Source organism: Streptomyces sp. NPDC090127 (genome assembly GCF_044746945.1).
Classification (GTDB): domain Bacteria; phylum Actinomycetota; class Actinomycetes; order Streptomycetales; family Streptomycetaceae; genus Streptomyces.
The window spans coordinates 1,205,876-1,220,567 of sequence record NZ_JBIVDE010000002.1 but is presented as its reverse complement, the minus strand read 5'-3'; the positions used below and the strand labels follow the sequence as shown (position 1 = coordinate 1,220,567).

The window sequence follows — 14,692 nt, the reverse complement described above, 5'->3', positions numbered from 1 at the left end:
CTCTGGGGTTTTTTTTGGGGGGTGGGGGGGGGGGGGCGGGGGGGGGGGGGGGGGGGGGGGCGCCCCCCGGGGGGGGGGGGGGGGGGGCCCCCGCCGGGGGGGGGGGGGGCCCCCCCCCCCCGCCCGGGGGTTCGGTCAGGGCGCGTCCACCAGGATCCGGCCGTCGGCGGGGGCGATCGAGGCGACGCCGCCCGCGTACGCGGACTCCACCCGGGCCTGCTCGGTCGCGTTCGGGACCGCGTTCGCGCACGCCGTACCGGCGCTCGACCCCGACATCAGCTGTGAGCACGGCCCCGGCTTGGTGTCGGGGAGACCCAGGCTGTGGCCGAGTTCATGGGCGGCTATGCGGGTCTTGTCGTACCCCTGGGCAACCGCCTGGCTCCCGAGTTCGACACGGACCTGCCGGCCCGGGCGGACGGGGCCGAGGGTGGCCTGGGGCCAGCCGGTGGTGGCCACGATGACGATCTCGGCGCGGGTGCCCGGCGCGGCCTCGACCAGCTTGACGTTGTCGACGTTGGCGTTCCAGGAGGCGACTCCCGCCGCGACGGCGGCCTCCCAGCCGCCGGCCCGGCTGTCGTCGTAGCGAAGCGTCACCGCGGCCGCGGCGCGCGGCGCCGACGGGACCGACGCGGACGCCGACGTGGAAGCGGACGCCGACGCGGGGGCGGCGTTCGCCGCGGTCGTCGCGGCCAGGACGACCGCGGCGGCGATCACGCCTGCCTTCGGCCATGTGCAGAGCGGCATGGCTGCTCCTTCACTCGTGGGGGGCTCGGAGCCTGGCGGCACCGAGAGTGCGGGAAGAGCGGCGCCGGTATCCGGTCGCCAGGGACGGCCGGACCGCCGGTCGGCCCTCACGATCCCATAGTCATGAACCTGTCACATCCCTTTCGTCGGTCAAGCTTCGTCAGTTCCCGGTCGGCCCCGGGCCGGCCAGGGACGGCCGCGGTCGGCCCCGGGCAGCCAGGGACCAGAACCGGAACGGCGTAGGGCGGCCAAGGGCCGGAACCGGAACGGCGTAGGGGACGCGTCAAGAGCGCGCCGCAGCGCGTCAGGGAGACGTCAACGAACGGCGTTTCCCGGCTGAAAGGCGGTTTTCTCGTCCTGTCCGAGAATCCGTTCTTCCTTCTTCCTGCATCCGGGAGCTCACGATGGCCGACGTGGCCTTCGTCGTCACCACGATCGCGGTCTTCGCGCTGGTGGCCTTCATCGCCAAGGGGGTGGCCAAGCTGTGAGCGCCGAGAACATCGTCGGACTGCTCGTCGCGGTCGCCCTGCTGGTCTATCTCGTCCTCGCCCTCGTCAAGCCGGAGAGGTTCTGAGCACGGACATGGGTCCCGTTTCCGCTGGAGTTCTCCAGCTTCTGGCGTTGATCGTCGCTCTGGGGCTGTCGTACCGACCGCTGGGTGACTACATGGCGCGCGTCTACTCCTCGGAGAAGCACTACAAGCCCGAGGAGTGGATCTACAAGGCGATCGGCGCGAATCCGAGCGTCGAGATGCGCTGGCCGGCGTATCTGCGCGGGGTGCTCGCCTTCTCCGTGGTGGGCGTCCTTTTCCTGTACCTGTTGCAGCGGGTGCAGGGTTCGCTGCCCGGCTCGCTCGGATTCGCCTCGATCGATCCGGACCAGGCTTTCAACACGGCGGCGTCGTTCGTCGCGAACACGAACTGGCAGTCGTACTACGGCGAGCAGGCCATGGGCCACGTCGTGCAGACCGGCGGCCTCGCGGTGCAGAACTTCGTCTCGGCCGCCGTGGGTATCGCGGTCGCGGTCGCCCTCGTGCGCGGCTTCGCCCGGTCTCGTACCGGTGAGCTCGGCAACTTCTGGGCCGACCTCGTGCGCGGCACGGTCCGTGTCCTCCTCCCGATATCGGTCGTGGGCGCGCTGATCCTGGTCGCGTGCGGCGCCATCCAGAACTTCGCCGGCATCCATGAGGTCGGGCAGTTCACGGGCGGTACGCGGCAGTGGAACGGTGGCGCGGTCGCCTCGCAGGAGGTGATCAAGGAGCTGGGAACGAACGGCGGCGGTTACTTCAACGCCAATGCGGCCCACCCCTTCGAGAACCCCAACGCGCTGTCGAACCTCTTCGAGATCTTCCTGATCCTCGTCATCCCCTTCGCCCTGACGCGGACTTTCGGCCGCATGGTCGGCTCGCTCAAGCAGGGGTACGCCATCCTGGCGACGATGGCCGCCCTCTGGATCGGTTTCACCGCCCTGATGATGTGGACCGAGTTCGCGGGCAGGGGCCCGGCGTTCGAACTGGCCGGTGGGGCGATGGAGGGCAAGGAGACCCGATTCGGGATCGGGGCGTCGGCGATCTTCTCGGTCGCCACGACCCTGACCTCCACCGGTGCGGTCAACTCCTTCCATTCGTCGAACACCGGATTCGGCGGGGGGATCAACCTGCTGGGCATGCAGCTGGGTGAGATCGCTCCGGGCGGCGTCGGTTCCGGTCTCTACGGCATGTTGATCATGGCGATCATCGCGGTCTTCATCGCGGGTCTGATGGTCGGCCGGACCCCGGAGTACCTGGGGAAGAAGATCGGTACCCGCGAGATCACGTACGCGGCCTGCTCCATCCTCGTCACCCCGGCGCTGGTCCTCGGCTTCACGGCCGCGGCGATGGCGCTGGACACCCCGGGGAACTCGATGACGAACTCCGGTGCGCACGGGTTCTCCGAGATCCTGTACGCGTACACCTCGGGTGCGAACAACAACGGCTCGGCGTTCGCGGGTCTGAACGCCGACACGCAGTGGTTCAACTCGACGATCGGTATCGCGATGCTGCTCGGCCGGTTCCTGCCGATGGTGTTCGTCCTGGCGCTGGCGGGCTCGCTCGCGGAGCAGCGGCCCGTGCCGGAGACGGCGGGCACGTTGCGGACGGAGAAGCCGTTGTTCACCGGCCTGCTGGTCGGCGCGATCCTCATCATCACCGGTCTGACCTACTTCCCGGCCCTCGCGCTGGGACCGCTCGCCGAAGGGCTCGCGGCATGACCATCGACGTAAGAAAGCAAGAGGACGACATGTCCACCACGACTCCGGTGCGGGCGCCGCACGGTGCCCTGTCCACTGGGCAGCACCAGGCGGCCGGGCGGGTCGGCGGGGGCCTGTTCGATCCCCGGCAGCTGATCAGGTCCTTCCCGGACGCGGTCAGGAAGCTCGACCCGCGGGTGATGGTCAAGTCGCCCGTGATGTTCGTGGTGTTGATCGGCTCGGTGGTCACCACCGTGCTGGCGATCAAGGACCCGGGGGACTGGTTCGGCTGGGCGATCACCGCCTGGCTGTGGCTGACCACCCTCTTCGCCAACCTGGCCGAGGCGGTCGCCGAGGGCCGGGGCAAGGCGCAGGCCGACACGCTGCGCAAGGCCAAGACGGACACGGTCGCGCGCCGGATCATCGGCACGAACGAGGAGCGGGTCCCCGGCACCGAGCTGAGGATCGGCGACCTGGTGGTCTGCGAGGCCGGCGACATCATCCCCGGCGACGGTGACGTCGTCGAGGGCGTCGCATCGGTGGACGAGTCCGCGATCACTGGTGAGTCGGCCCCCGTCATCCGGGAGTCGGGCGGGGACCGCTGTGCCGTCACCGGGGGGACGAAGGTCCTGTCGGACCGGATCGTCATCAAGATCACGACGAAGCCCGGTGAAACGTTCATCGACCGGATGATCAACCTGGTCGAGGGCGCTGCCCGGCAGAAGACCCCGAACGAGATCGCGCTCAACATCCTGCTCGCCTCGCTGACGATCGTCTTCCTGCTGGCCGTCGTCACGCTGAAGCCGTTCGCGATCTACGCGGGCGCCGACGAGCAGACCTCGTTGATCGTCCTGACCGCGCTGCTGGTCTGCCTCATCCCGACCACGATCGGCGCGCTGCTCTCGGCGATCGGCATCGCGGGCATGGACCGGCTCGTGCAGCGCAACGTCCTCGCGATGTCGGGCCGCGCCGTCGAGGCGGCCGGTGACGTCTCCACGCTGCTGCTGGACAAGACGGGCACCATCACGCTGGGCAACCGGCAGGCTTCGGAGTTCGTCCCGGTCGGGGGCGTCACGGAGGCCGAACTGGCCGACGCGGCCCAGCTGTCGTCGCTGGCCGACGAGACGCCCGAGGGCCGCTCGATCGTGGTTCTCGCCAAGGAGAGGTACGGCCTGCGCGAGCGTCATCAGGGCGAACTCGTCGGGGCCGAGTGGATCCCCTTCACCGCCCAGACCCGTATGTCCGGTGTGGACGTCGACGGCCGCAAGGTCCGCAAGGGCGCCACCGGTTCGGTGGTCGCCTGGGTGAAGGAGCGCGGCGGTCACGTCGCCGAGGACGCCCCGGCGCTCAACGACGCGATCTCCCAGGCCGGCGGCACGCCGCTGCTCGTCGCCGTCGAGGACGCCGAGGGCGCCCGGGTCCTCGGGGTCGTCCACCTGAAGGACGTCGTCAAGGAAGGCATGCGGGAGCGGTTCGACGAGCTGCGCCGGATGGGCATCAAGACGGTCATGATCACGGGTGACAACCCGCTGACCGCGAAGGCGATCGCCGAGGAGGCGGGTGTCGACGACTTCCTCGCCGAGGCCACCCCCGAGGACAAGATGGCCCTCATCAAGCGGGAGCAGGCCGGCGGCAAGCTGGTCGCGATGACCGGTGACGGCACCAACGACGCGCCCGCGCTCGCCCAGGCCGACGTCGGAGTGGCGATGAACACCGGAACCTCGGCCGCCAAGGAGGCCGGGAACATGGTGGACCTGGACTCCAACCCGACCAAGCTCATCGAGATCGTCGAGATCGGCAAGCAACTCCTCATCACCCGCGGTGCGTTGACGACCTTCTCGATCGCCAACGACGTGGCGAAGTACTTCGCGATCATCCCCGCGATGTTCGCGGTGGCCTACCCGTCCCTGGACAGGCTCAACATCATGGGCCTGTCCTCGCCGGAGTCCGCGATCCTCTCCGCGGTCGTCTTCAACGCGCTGATCATCATCGCCCTGGTCCCACTCGCCCTGAAGGGCGTGCGCTACCGGCCGACGAGCGCGGACAGGCTGCTCCGCCGGAACCTCGGGGTCTACGGTCTCGGCGGCCTGGTCGCCCCCTTCATCGGCATCAAGATCATCGACGTGCTCCTCTCCCTCATCCCCGGAATCGGCTGACCGACCATGACGAACAACTCCGTAGGAAACACCGGCCGGGTGCTCTGGGCGGGCCTGCGCGCCCTCCTCGTCCTGACCGTGATCACCGGCGTCCTCTACCCGCTCGCCGTCACCGGCATCGCCCAGGCGGCCTTCCCCGGCAAGGCCGACGGCTCCGAGATCAAGGACGCGGGCGGCAGGGTCGTCGGCTCCGAACTGATCGGCCAGAGCTACCACCTGCCGCTGAAGGACGGTGAGGAGACGGCGAGCCCGGACCTGAGGTGGTTCCAGCCGCGCCCGTCCAACGGCCTCGGTTCCAACAGCGTCAACACCCAGTACGCGATCATCCTGTCCGGCGCGACCAACCGGTCCGGCGACAACGAGGAGCTGATCACCTGGGTGAAGGACGCCAAGGCGGCCGTCGTCAAGGACAACTCCACGGCCTCGTTCACGGTGAACCCGTCCGACGTCCCCGCCGACGCCGTCACCTCCTCCGGCTCGGGCCTGGACCCGCACATCTCCCCGGAGTACGCGAAGCTCCAGGTCCACCGGGTCGCGGAGCAGAACGGCCTGGACGTCACGAGGGTCGAGCGACTCGTCGCCGACCACACCGACGACCGCATCCTCGGCTTCCTCGGCGAACCCCGCGTCAACGTCCTCCGGCTCAACATCGCGCTCAAGGCACTGACCGAGGGCTGACGGCGTTGTCCACACGCCCGCATTCCGCACGGGTGGCACCGCTCGCACGGGTGGCACCGCTCGCACGGGTGGCACCGCTCGCACGGGTGGCACCGGCCGCACGGGTGGCACCGGCCGCACGGGTGGCACCGGCCGCACGGGTGGCACCGGCCGCACGGGTGGCACCGGCCGCACCGATGGCACCGGCCGCACCGATGGCACCGGCGGCGCCCTCAGCGGCCGCCGACCCGATCCCGTCAGTGACCGCGCGGGGCGTACATGATCACCGCCATCCCGGCCAGGCAGACAAGGGCGCCGACGACATCGAAGCGGTCGGGGCGGTAGCCGTCGGCGATCATGCCCCAGGCGAGGGAACCGGCCACGAAGACGCCGCCGTACGCGGCGAGGATCCGGCCGAAGTCGTCGTCGCTCTGGAAGGTGGCGACGACGCCGTACAGGCCGAGGGCGATCACGCCCGCGCCGATCCAGATCCAGCCCTTGTGCTCGCGGACGCCCTGCCAGACCAGCCAGGCGCCTCCGATCTCGAACAGGGCGGCGACGGCGAACAGGGCGACGGAGCGGGCGACGAGCACGGTGAGGTCTCTCTGAAGGGCGGGCTGGGGGGCGACGGGGTCGAGGGCTCAGTCGGCCCGGCCGAACAGGTCGGCGAGGAGGCCCGCACCGTCGGCCGGGGCGCGGACCTCCAGATGCAGCCGAGGGCCGTCGAGGTGGAGGCGGAAGTCGAAGAACGGGCAGCACCGCTGCTCGGCGGCGGCCAGCTCGGCCACCTTCGCCGTCCGGTCGACAGGCAGGGTGAGGCGAAGGCCCTCGGGGAAGGCCGTCCGTACGGCTCCGGCGACCGCCGCGCGCCACTGGGCGATGCGCTCGGTCACCCCGTCACCGGTCAGCGAGCAGGCCACCGGTGCGGTGCGCCACCGCTCCGCCTCCTCTTCGGCGGCCCGCAGACCGGGGGCGAGCGCCACGTCCACCGGCCGCCCGTCCGGCGGGGGGAGGAACCCGCACTCCGGATCGCAGCGACCGGCACGGTCGGGCAGCGCGTCCACGTGGCTCAGGGCGGTACGCAGCGAGGCGGTGAACGCCACAAGCCCGGCGGCCCGCCCCTCGGCCTCGGCCAGCCGGGCTGCGATCCGGGGCCGCAGGTCCGCCTTGACGTCCCGGCAGGCGCCGGCCTCCCACACCGCGAGCAGCTCCCCGATCTCCTCCAGCGGCAGCCCCAGGTGCTTGGCCGCCCCGATGAACGCGAGCCGCTCGACCGCGTCCTCCCCGTACACCCGGTACCCCGAGGGCGCCCGGCCGGCGGGCAGCAGCCCGGCACCCTCGTAGAACCGCAGCGTCGTGGCCGGGACGCCGGAACGCTGGGCGAGCTGGGAGATCCGCATCGTGCTCACACCTCGACCGTAAACCTTCGACCCGACTCGAAGGTCAAGCCGTCGCACGGGTTTCGCGGCCCCCGGGCGACGGCCTACAGCCAGTCCCGCCTCTTGAAGACGAAGTACAGGCTCGTGCAGACCACGGCCATCAGCAGGATCGCGAAGGGATAGCCGAAGGCCCAGTTCAGCTCGGGCATCGTGTCGAAGTTCATCCCGTAGATCGTCCCCACCAGCGTGGGGGCGAAGAGGATGGCCGCCCACGAGGAGATCTTCTTGATCTCCTCGTTCTGTTCGAAGCCCGCCTCCGCCAACGCCCGCATCTCCGCGTTCTGTTCCTGGGTGACCAGGGTCGCGTTCACCGTCAGGATCTCCGTCAGGGCCTGGCGGAAGCCGTCCACGCGTTCGCTGGTGTGGGTGACGTGGTCGGCCACGTCGCGGAGGTAGCGCTGGAGTTCCTCGTCCGTGCCGTACTTGGCGAAGCCCGCCATCAGGCCGTGCAGCATGCCCACCAGGGGGCGCGTCGCGCGTTGGAACTCGACCATCTCCCGGGAGAGTTCGTAGATACGGCGCGAGACCGCCGGGTCGCCGCCGAAGACCTCGGTCTCGATCTCGTCGATGTCGTTCTGGACGCCCGCCACCACCGGGGCGTAGCCGTCGACCACCGCGTCCAGGATCGCGTACAGGACCGCCTCCGGGCCCAGTGCCAGGAGGTCCGGGTCCTCCTCCATGCGGTGGCGGACCGCCGAGAGGTCCGGGGCCGCGCCGTGGCGGACCGTGATCACGAAGTCCTGCCCCACGAAGACGTGGAGCTCGCCGAAGTCGACCTCCTCCTGGGCGTCCAGGTAGCGGGCCGCCCGCAGGACCACGAAGAGCGTGTCCCCGTACCGTTCCAGCTTCGGGCGCTGGTGCGCCTCAAGCGCGTCCTCCACCGCCAGCTCGTGCAGGTCGAACTCGCCCGCCAGCGAATGCAGTTCGGATTCGGTCGGACGGTGCAGACCGATCCACGCCATGCCGTCCGGGTGCTCACGCAGCTGGCGGAACGTCTCCGCCAGCGTCGCCGGGGACGCCACCTTGCGGCCCTCGCGGTACAGCGTCGCCTGCACCACGCTCGGCCGGTCGGCCGCCGCGTCCGCCGGCTCCGGCGGCTGAGGCTCCGACCCGGGCGTCCGCGCCGGCGGTTCCGGCTGCCGGCGCCAGGCTGCCCGGGGGCGACGCTCCGACATGGGTCCCTCTCCGTGTCCGTGTCCGTGATCGTGTCCGTGATCGTGATCGTGATCGTGATCGTGATCGTGGCCAGTCTCCCGGCAGGATATACGGGACGAAACACGGCAGCGCGGCGGGATGCGCAGGCCCGGGCCCTCTTGCGGACCCAAGCTGTCCGCAAGCCCGAGTAGCGTGCCGTTCATGGCCTCCACCTCGACGAATCCGGTCCTCTCCACCCGCGCCCTGGGCCGCGCCACGCTGGCCCGCCAGCTCCTCCTGGAGCCCGCCGCGATGTCCGCCAAGGACGCCGTCTCCCACCTCATCGGACTCCAGGCGCAGAACACCAAGCCGCCGTACTACGCCCTCGCCGCCCGGCTCGCCGACTTCCGCCCGGAGCACCTCTCCGACCTCATGGAGTCCCGCGAGGTCGCCCGGATCGTCACCCTGCGCTCCACCATCCACACCCACACCGCCGACGACGTCCGCACCGTCCGGCCGCTCGTCCAGGCCGCCCGCGACCGCGAGCTCACGATCTTCCGCGCCGGCCTGGAAGGCGTCGACCTCGACCGCATCGCCGCGCTCTCCCGCACGCTCGTCGAGGAGGAGCCCCGGACCCCCAAGGAGATCCGCGAGGCCCTGCTCGTCCACTGGCCCGACGCCGACCCGCAGTCCCTCTCGGTCGCCGCCCGCTGCCTCCTGCCCCTCGTCCAGGTCACCCCGCGCGGCCTCTGGCGGCGCAGCGGCGCGGTCCGCCTCACCACCGCCGAGGCATGGCTCCGCGCCCCCGCCGAGCCCACGCCCACCCCCGACGCCACCGTCCTGCGCTACCTGGCCGCGTTCGGGCCCGCTTCTGTCAAGGACATGCAGACCTGGAGCGGCCTCACCCGCCTCCGCGAGGCCTTCGAACGCCTCCGGCCCCGTCTCCTCGCCTTCCAGGACGAGCACGGCGTCGAGCTCTTCGACCTTCCCGACGCGCCCCGACCCGACCCCGACACCCCGGCCCCGCCGCGCTTCCTCCCCGAGTTCGACAACCTCCTTCTCTCCCACGCCGACCGCACCCGCTTCGTCTCCGCCGAGACGAAGAACCGCACCTGGAAGGGGAACCAGGCCTTCTCCGTCTTCCTCCTCGACGGCCTCCTCGCCGGCCTCTGGCGCCAGGAGGAGACCAAGGAGCGCACGACGCTCACCATCCAGCCCTTCGGCCGCCCGACCAAGGCCCAGCGCGCCGAGCTGACGGCCGAGGCGGAGCGGCTGCTGCGGGTGATGGGGCCGGAGGGCGTTCCCCACGACGTCGTGTTCGGGGTCGTCGACGCGTAGGCGATGGGGGTCGTCAGGTGGAGGGCGATGGAGGGCCCGGAGGGCGATCGAGGGGCGTCGGCGTGTGAGGGCGGAGGGAGCAGGAAGGCCGCGGTCCTACGGCAGCATCCCCGCCCGTCGTGCCGCCACCACCGCCTCCAGGCGCGTGTGCGCCTCCAGCTTGCGCATCGTCGAGCGCAGATAGCCCTTCACCGTCTCCGGGCGCAGCCCGAGCCGCTCCGCCGCCGACGCGTTCGTCGCCCCCGACGCCACGGCCGCCAGGACGTCCAGCTCGCGCGGCGTCAGCGCCACGCCCCGCGGGCGCGCCGGGCCCGCCGAGGCGTTCTCCAGGCGCCCGCACACCTCCAGGAGCCGTGCCCGCAGCTCCGGATCCTCGACCCGGGGCGCCAGTGCGCGCAGCTCGCCGTGGGCCTGCCGGACCTCCTCCCAGGACCGGCCCGACGGCCCCGGGCCCGCCGCCGGCGCCGACGAGCCGCCGGCCGGCTGCTCCCGCGCCTCGTCCCGTACCGCCAGCGCCTGTTCCACGTCCCTCGCCGCCGCCACCGCCGCGTCGAAGACCCGGTCGCCCAGCGGCAGCGCGTCCCGCAGCGCCCCGTACAGCACCCCCCGTACCTTCCGGCGTACGACGACGGGCACCGCGACCACCGAGCGCAGCCCTTCCGCCGACACCGGACCGTCGTACTCGTGCGTGATGTGCCGCGCCGACGGGTAGTCCGTCACCGCGCAGGGCCGCGACAGGGCCAGGCACCTGCCGCCCAGGCCGCTGCCCGTGGAGATCGCCAGGCCGCGCAGGGCCGGGGTCAGGGCGCCGCTCAGCTCCGCGATCCGCAGTCGGCGGCCGTCGTGCAGCAGGCCGCCGAAGACGACCGCCAGACCGGTGGACCGGCGCAGCCGCAGCAGCGCCGCACGCATCTCCACCGATTCCGTCAGCTCGGGCACGCGACCACTCCTTCACCCCCGAACGGGGGTAGTGAGACCTCGGTCACTGATTACACGATGTCCGTGACCGGTCCCGCAACGAGGAGGACACATGACGGCTACCACGGCGACGGAGAGGTTCCGGGCCGCCCGCGACTTCCTGCTCCAGCATCGCGAGGACTACGAGTCGGCGTACGAGGGGTTCGCCTGGCCCCGCCCCGACCGGTTCAACTGGGCCCTGGAATGGTTCGACGTCATCGCGGCCGGCAACGACAGGACCGCGCTGCACATCGTCGAGGAGGACGGCACCGAGACGCGCCTCACCTTCGCCGAGATGGCCGCCCGCTCCGACCGCGCCGCCAACTGGCTGCGCGCCCAGGGCGTCCGGGCCGGCGACCGGATCATCGTCATGCTGGGCAACCAGGCCGAGTTGTGGGAGACCGCGCTCGCCGCGATGAAGCTGCGCGCCGTCGTCATCCCGGCCACCCCGCTCCTCGGCCCCGCCGACCTGCGCGACCGCGTCGAGCGCGGCCGGGCCCGGCATGTGATCGTGCGCGCCGAGGACACCGCCAAGTTCGGCGACGTGCCGGGGGAGTACACCCGGATCGTCGTCGGGGGAGAGCGCGACGGATGGCTTCCCTACGAGGAGGCCAGGAGCGCCTCCGACACCTTCGAGCCCGACGGCGTCACCCGCGCGGACGACCCGCTGATGCTGTACTTCACCTCCGGCACCACCGCCCGCCCCAAGCTCGTCGAGCACACCCACACCTCGTACCCCGTCGGCCACCTCGCCACCATGTACTGGATCGGCCTCCGCCCCGGCGACGTGCACCTCAACATCTCCTCGCCCGGCTGGGCCAAGCACGCCTGGTCCAATCTGTTCGCCCCCTGGAACGCCGAGGCGACCGTCTTCCTCCACAACTACACGCGCTTCGACCCGGTCCGGCTGATGGCCGAGATGGAGCGCAACGGCGTCACCAGCTTCTGCGCGCCGCCCACCGTCTGGCGCATGCTGATCCAGGCCGACCTCACCCAGCTCGGGCAGCCGCCGCGCGAGGTCGTGGCGGCCGGCGAGCCGCTCAACCCCGAGGTCATCGAGGCCGTGCGGCGCGCGTGGGGTGTCACCGTCCGCGACGGGTTCGGGCAGACCGAGACGGCCGTCCAGGTCTCCAACAGCCCCGGTCAGCCCCTCAAGGAAGGCTCGATGGGCCGGCCGAGCCCCGGCTTCCGGGTCACCCTGGTCGACCCGGTCAGCGGCGCGGCGGATGTGGACGAGGGGGAGATCTGTCTCGACCTCTCCTCCGACCCGGTGGGCCTGATGACCGGCTACCACGGCGACCCGGAGCGTACGGCCGAGGCGATGGCGGGCGGCTACTACCGCACCGGCGACATCGGCTCCCGCGACAGCGAGGGCTACATCACCTACATCGGGCGCGCCGACGACGTCTTCAAGGCCTCCGACTACAAGATCTCGCCGTTCGAGCTGGAGAGCGCGCTCCTGGAGCACGAGGCGGTGGCCGAGGCGGCCGTCGTCCCGGCCCCCGACCCGCTGCGGCTCGCCGTCCCGAAGGCGTACGTCGTCCTCGCGGCGGGCTGGCAGCCGAACGAGGAGACGGCGAAGGCGCTCTTCGCCCACTCGCGCGCCGTCCTCGCCCCGTACAAGCGGCTGCGCCGCATCGAGTTCGCCGAACTCCCCAAGACGGTCTCGGGGAAGATCCGCCGGATCGAGCTCCGCGAGCGGACGGCGAAGGGCGAGGGTACGGAGTACACGGAGTACGCGGAAGGAGACCGCGCATGAGCCTCTCCTACGCACACGGCGCGAGCTCCACCGAGCTGCTCGGCGTCACGATCGGAGCCGACCTCGACCGGGCCGTCGCGGCCTGGCCCGAGCGCGAGGCGCTCGTCGACGTACCGTCCGGGCGCCGCTGGACGTACGCCCAGTTCGGCGCCGACGTCGCGAAGTTGGCCGACTCCCTGCTCGGCAGCGGGGTCGTCAAGGGCGACCGGGTGGGGATCTGGGCGGTCAACTGCGCCGAGTGGGTCCTCGTCCAGTACGCCACCGCCCGCATCGGCGCCGTCATGGTCACCGTCAACCCGGCCTACCGGGCGCACGAGGTGGAGTACGTGCTCCGCCAGGCCGGGATCTCGCTGCTCTTCGCCTCCCGTACGCACAGGACGAGCGACTACCGGGCGATCGTCGAGCACGTGGCGCCGAACTGCCCGGAGTTGCGGGAGGCGGTCTACTTCGACGACCCGACCTGGGACGAACTGCTCGCGCGCACGGCGGGGGACGCGCGCCCCGCCGCGCTCTCCTGCGACGAGCCGGTCAACATCCAGTACACCTCGGGCACCACGGGCTTCCCCAAGGGGGCGACCCTCTCCCACCACAACATCCTCAACAACGGCTACTTCGTGGGCGAGATGGTCGGCTACACCGAGCAGGACCGGATCTGTGTCCCGGTGCCCTTCTACCACTGCTTCGGCATGGTGATGGGCAATCTCGCCGCGACGTCCCACGGCGCCTGCGTGGTCATTCCCGCACCCTCCTTCGACCCCGCGGCCACCCTCCGCGCGGTCCAGGAGGAGCGCTGCACCTCGCTGTACGGCGTCCCGACCATGTTCATCGCCGAGCTGAACCTCCCCGACTTCACCGCGTACGACCTCTCCTCCCTCCGCACCGGCATCATGGCGGGCTCGCCCTGCCCCGCGGAGGTGATGAAGCGGGTCGTCGCCGAGATGAACATGGCCGAGGTGTCGATCTGCTACGGGATGACGGAGACCTCGCCCGTCTCCACCCAGACCCGGCGCGACGACGACCTGGAGCGCCGCACGGGCACGGTCGGCCGGGTCATGCCGCACGTCGAGGTGAAGGTCGTCGACCCGGTCACCGGCCTCACCGTGGAGCGCGGGACCCCGGGCGAGCTGCGCACCCGCGGCTACAGCGTGATGCTCGGCTACTGGGACGAGCCCGGGAAGACCGCCGAGGTCGTCGACGAGGGCCGCTGGATGCACACCGGCGACCTCGCGGTGATGCGCGAGGACGGCTACGTCCAGATCGTCGGGCGGATCAAGGACATGATCATCCGGGGCGGCGAGAACGTGTACCCGCGCGAGATCGAGGAGTTCCTGCACGGGTACGAGAAGATCGCGGACGTCCAGGTCGTGGGCGTCCCCGACCCCCGCTACGGCGAGGAGATCCTCGCCTGCGTGATCCCGCGCGATCCGGCCGACCCGCCGAGCCTCGACGACATCACCGCGTACTGCCGCGACCGTCTCGCGCACTACAAGGTCCCCCGCCGGGTGGAGATCCTCGCCGACTTCCCCATGACGGTGAGCGGGAAGGTCCGCAAGGTGGAGCTGCGCCGACGCTTCGGGGAGGACGGGGGCGCGGAGGGCGGCGGCGCGGAGGGCGGCGCGGAGGCGTGACTACGGCACGGGGCGGACGGCGCGCACGGCGTGCGCCTCCGCCCCCACCAGCTCGCGGCGCATGCACACCCGGGGCCAGGTCGCCAGACCATGGGCGGCCTCGGCCCGCTGGATCGCGCGCAGGCCGAGGGTGAGCTCCGGGTCGGCCTCGGCGAGCGGGCGGAAACCCAACCGCGCGTAGTACGGCGCGTTCCAGGGCACCTCGGCGAAGGTCGTCAGGGTCAGTGCCGTCAGCCCGAGACCGGCCGCCTCGGCGGCGAGGTGCTCGATCAGCGCGCGGCCGATGCCCCGGCGGGCGGCGTCCGGGTGCACCGAGACCTGCTCGATGTGGGCGGCACCGTCGACGGTGTCCATCAGCAGGTACGCGACCGGGCGGTCGGTCTCGTCGGCGGCCACCCAGGCGTGGCCGGCCCGCCGGTAGGCGTCCAGGACGTCCAGCGGAAGGGGCTCGTCGTCGGCGATGACCGCCATGCCGAGAGAGCGGAAGGGTTCGCCCGCCGCCCGTTCGATGTCCTGGAGCAGCGGGAGTTCGGCCGGTGCGGCCGCTCTGATGTGCATACGACGAGTATGGCGCGCCTCCACCCCTGAGCCCGATTCCGGCCGGCGTCTTCCGCACCCCTGAGCCCGAGCCCCGGCCGAGGTCTCCCGCGCCCC

The 14,692-nt window shown here is 71.5% G+C and carries 13 protein-coding genes; 7 read left to right on the top strand and 6 right to left on the bottom strand.

The window, feature by feature from the left end:
• Positions 1–135: 135 nt before the first annotated feature.
• Positions 136–744 (bottom strand): snapalysin family zinc-dependent metalloprotease, encoded by a 609-nt coding sequence (locus ACIPPS_RS11000; RefSeq protein WP_401429478.1) that lies wholly within the window; start codon positions 742–744, stop codon positions 136–138.
• 484 nt (positions 745–1,228) lie between these two features.
• Between ACIPPS_RS11000 and kdpF the strand changes: the two genes are divergently transcribed.
• The 4 genes from kdpF to ACIPPS_RS10980 are packed head-to-tail and all read left to right on the top strand — an operon-like array spanning position 1,229 to position 5,804.
• Complete coding sequence (gene kdpF, locus ACIPPS_RS10995) at positions 1,229–1,318, top strand: K(+)-transporting ATPase subunit F (protein WP_401429477.1); 90 nt, start codon at positions 1,229–1,231, stop codon at positions 1,316–1,318.
• A gap of 8 nt (positions 1,319–1,326) precedes the next feature.
• On the top strand, positions 1,327–2,991 hold the full coding sequence (gene kdpA / locus ACIPPS_RS10990; protein ID WP_401429476.1) for a potassium-transporting ATPase subunit KdpA: 1,665 nt from the start codon (positions 1,327–1,329) through the stop codon (positions 2,989–2,991).
• On the top strand, positions 2,988–5,126 hold the full coding sequence (kdpB, locus tag ACIPPS_RS10985; protein ID WP_401429474.1) for a potassium-transporting ATPase subunit KdpB: 2,139 nt from the start codon (positions 2,988–2,990) through the stop codon (positions 5,124–5,126). The genes kdpA and kdpB overlap by 4 nt, the downstream gene beginning before the upstream one ends.
• A gap of 6 nt (positions 5,127–5,132) precedes the next feature.
• Positions 5,133–5,804, top strand: a complete 672-nt coding sequence (locus tag ACIPPS_RS10980) for a potassium-transporting ATPase subunit C (RefSeq protein WP_401429472.1) — start codon at positions 5,133–5,135, stop codon at positions 5,802–5,804.
• A gap of 236 nt (positions 5,805–6,040) precedes the next feature.
• Here the strand turns inward: ACIPPS_RS10980 and ACIPPS_RS10975 are convergent, their stop codons facing one another.
• The 3 genes from ACIPPS_RS10975 to ACIPPS_RS10965 form a co-directional block, all read right to left on the bottom strand.
• Positions 6,041–6,376: a YnfA family protein gene (locus ACIPPS_RS10975; protein ID WP_401429470.1), complete on the bottom strand. Its 336-nt coding sequence runs from the start codon at positions 6,374–6,376 to the stop codon at positions 6,041–6,043.
• 48 nt (positions 6,377–6,424) lie between these two features.
• Positions 6,425–7,183: a MerR family transcriptional regulator gene (locus ACIPPS_RS10970; protein WP_401429599.1), complete on the bottom strand. Its 759-nt coding sequence runs from the start codon at positions 7,181–7,183 to the stop codon at positions 6,425–6,427.
• Positions 7,184–7,266: 83 nt separating this feature from the next.
• Positions 7,267–8,397 (bottom strand): magnesium and cobalt transport protein CorA, encoded by a 1,131-nt coding sequence (locus tag ACIPPS_RS10965; RefSeq protein ID WP_401429467.1) that lies wholly within the window; start codon positions 8,395–8,397, stop codon positions 7,267–7,269.
• Between the two features lie 181 nt (positions 8,398–8,578).
• On the opposite strand from ACIPPS_RS10965, the gene ACIPPS_RS10960 reads away from it, so the two are divergent.
• Complete coding sequence (locus ACIPPS_RS10960) at positions 8,579–9,694, top strand: winged helix DNA-binding domain-containing protein (RefSeq protein WP_401429465.1); 1,116 nt, start codon at positions 8,579–8,581, stop codon at positions 9,692–9,694.
• 96 nt (positions 9,695–9,790) lie between these two features.
• On the opposite strand, the gene ACIPPS_RS10955 is transcribed toward ACIPPS_RS10960, so the two are convergent.
• The gene (locus tag ACIPPS_RS10955) at positions 9,791–10,606 is read right to left on the bottom strand and encodes a response regulator transcription factor (RefSeq protein ID WP_401429596.1); all 816 of its coding nucleotides are present in this window, start codon (positions 10,604–10,606) and stop codon (positions 9,791–9,793) included.
• A gap of 118 nt (positions 10,607–10,724) precedes the next feature.
• Here ACIPPS_RS10955 and ACIPPS_RS10950 point away from each other — a divergent pair, with 118 nt between their 5' ends.
• On the top strand, positions 10,725–12,410 hold the full coding sequence (locus tag ACIPPS_RS10950) for an AMP-binding protein (protein ID WP_401429463.1): 1,686 nt from the start codon (positions 10,725–10,727) through the stop codon (positions 12,408–12,410).
• Complete coding sequence (locus ACIPPS_RS10945) at positions 12,407–14,038, top strand: AMP-binding protein (protein WP_401429461.1); 1,632 nt, start codon at positions 12,407–12,409, stop codon at positions 14,036–14,038. The genes ACIPPS_RS10950 and ACIPPS_RS10945 overlap by 4 nt, the downstream gene beginning before the upstream one ends.
• Here the strand turns inward: ACIPPS_RS10945 and ACIPPS_RS10940 are convergent, their stop codons facing one another.
• Positions 14,039–14,596 carry a GNAT family N-acetyltransferase gene (locus ACIPPS_RS10940; RefSeq protein ID WP_401429459.1) on the bottom strand — a complete coding sequence of 186 codons (558 nt, stop codon included), beginning with the start codon at positions 14,594–14,596 and terminating at the stop codon, positions 14,039–14,041. It abuts the gene before it with no gap.
• Positions 14,597–14,692: the final 96 nt, after the last annotated feature.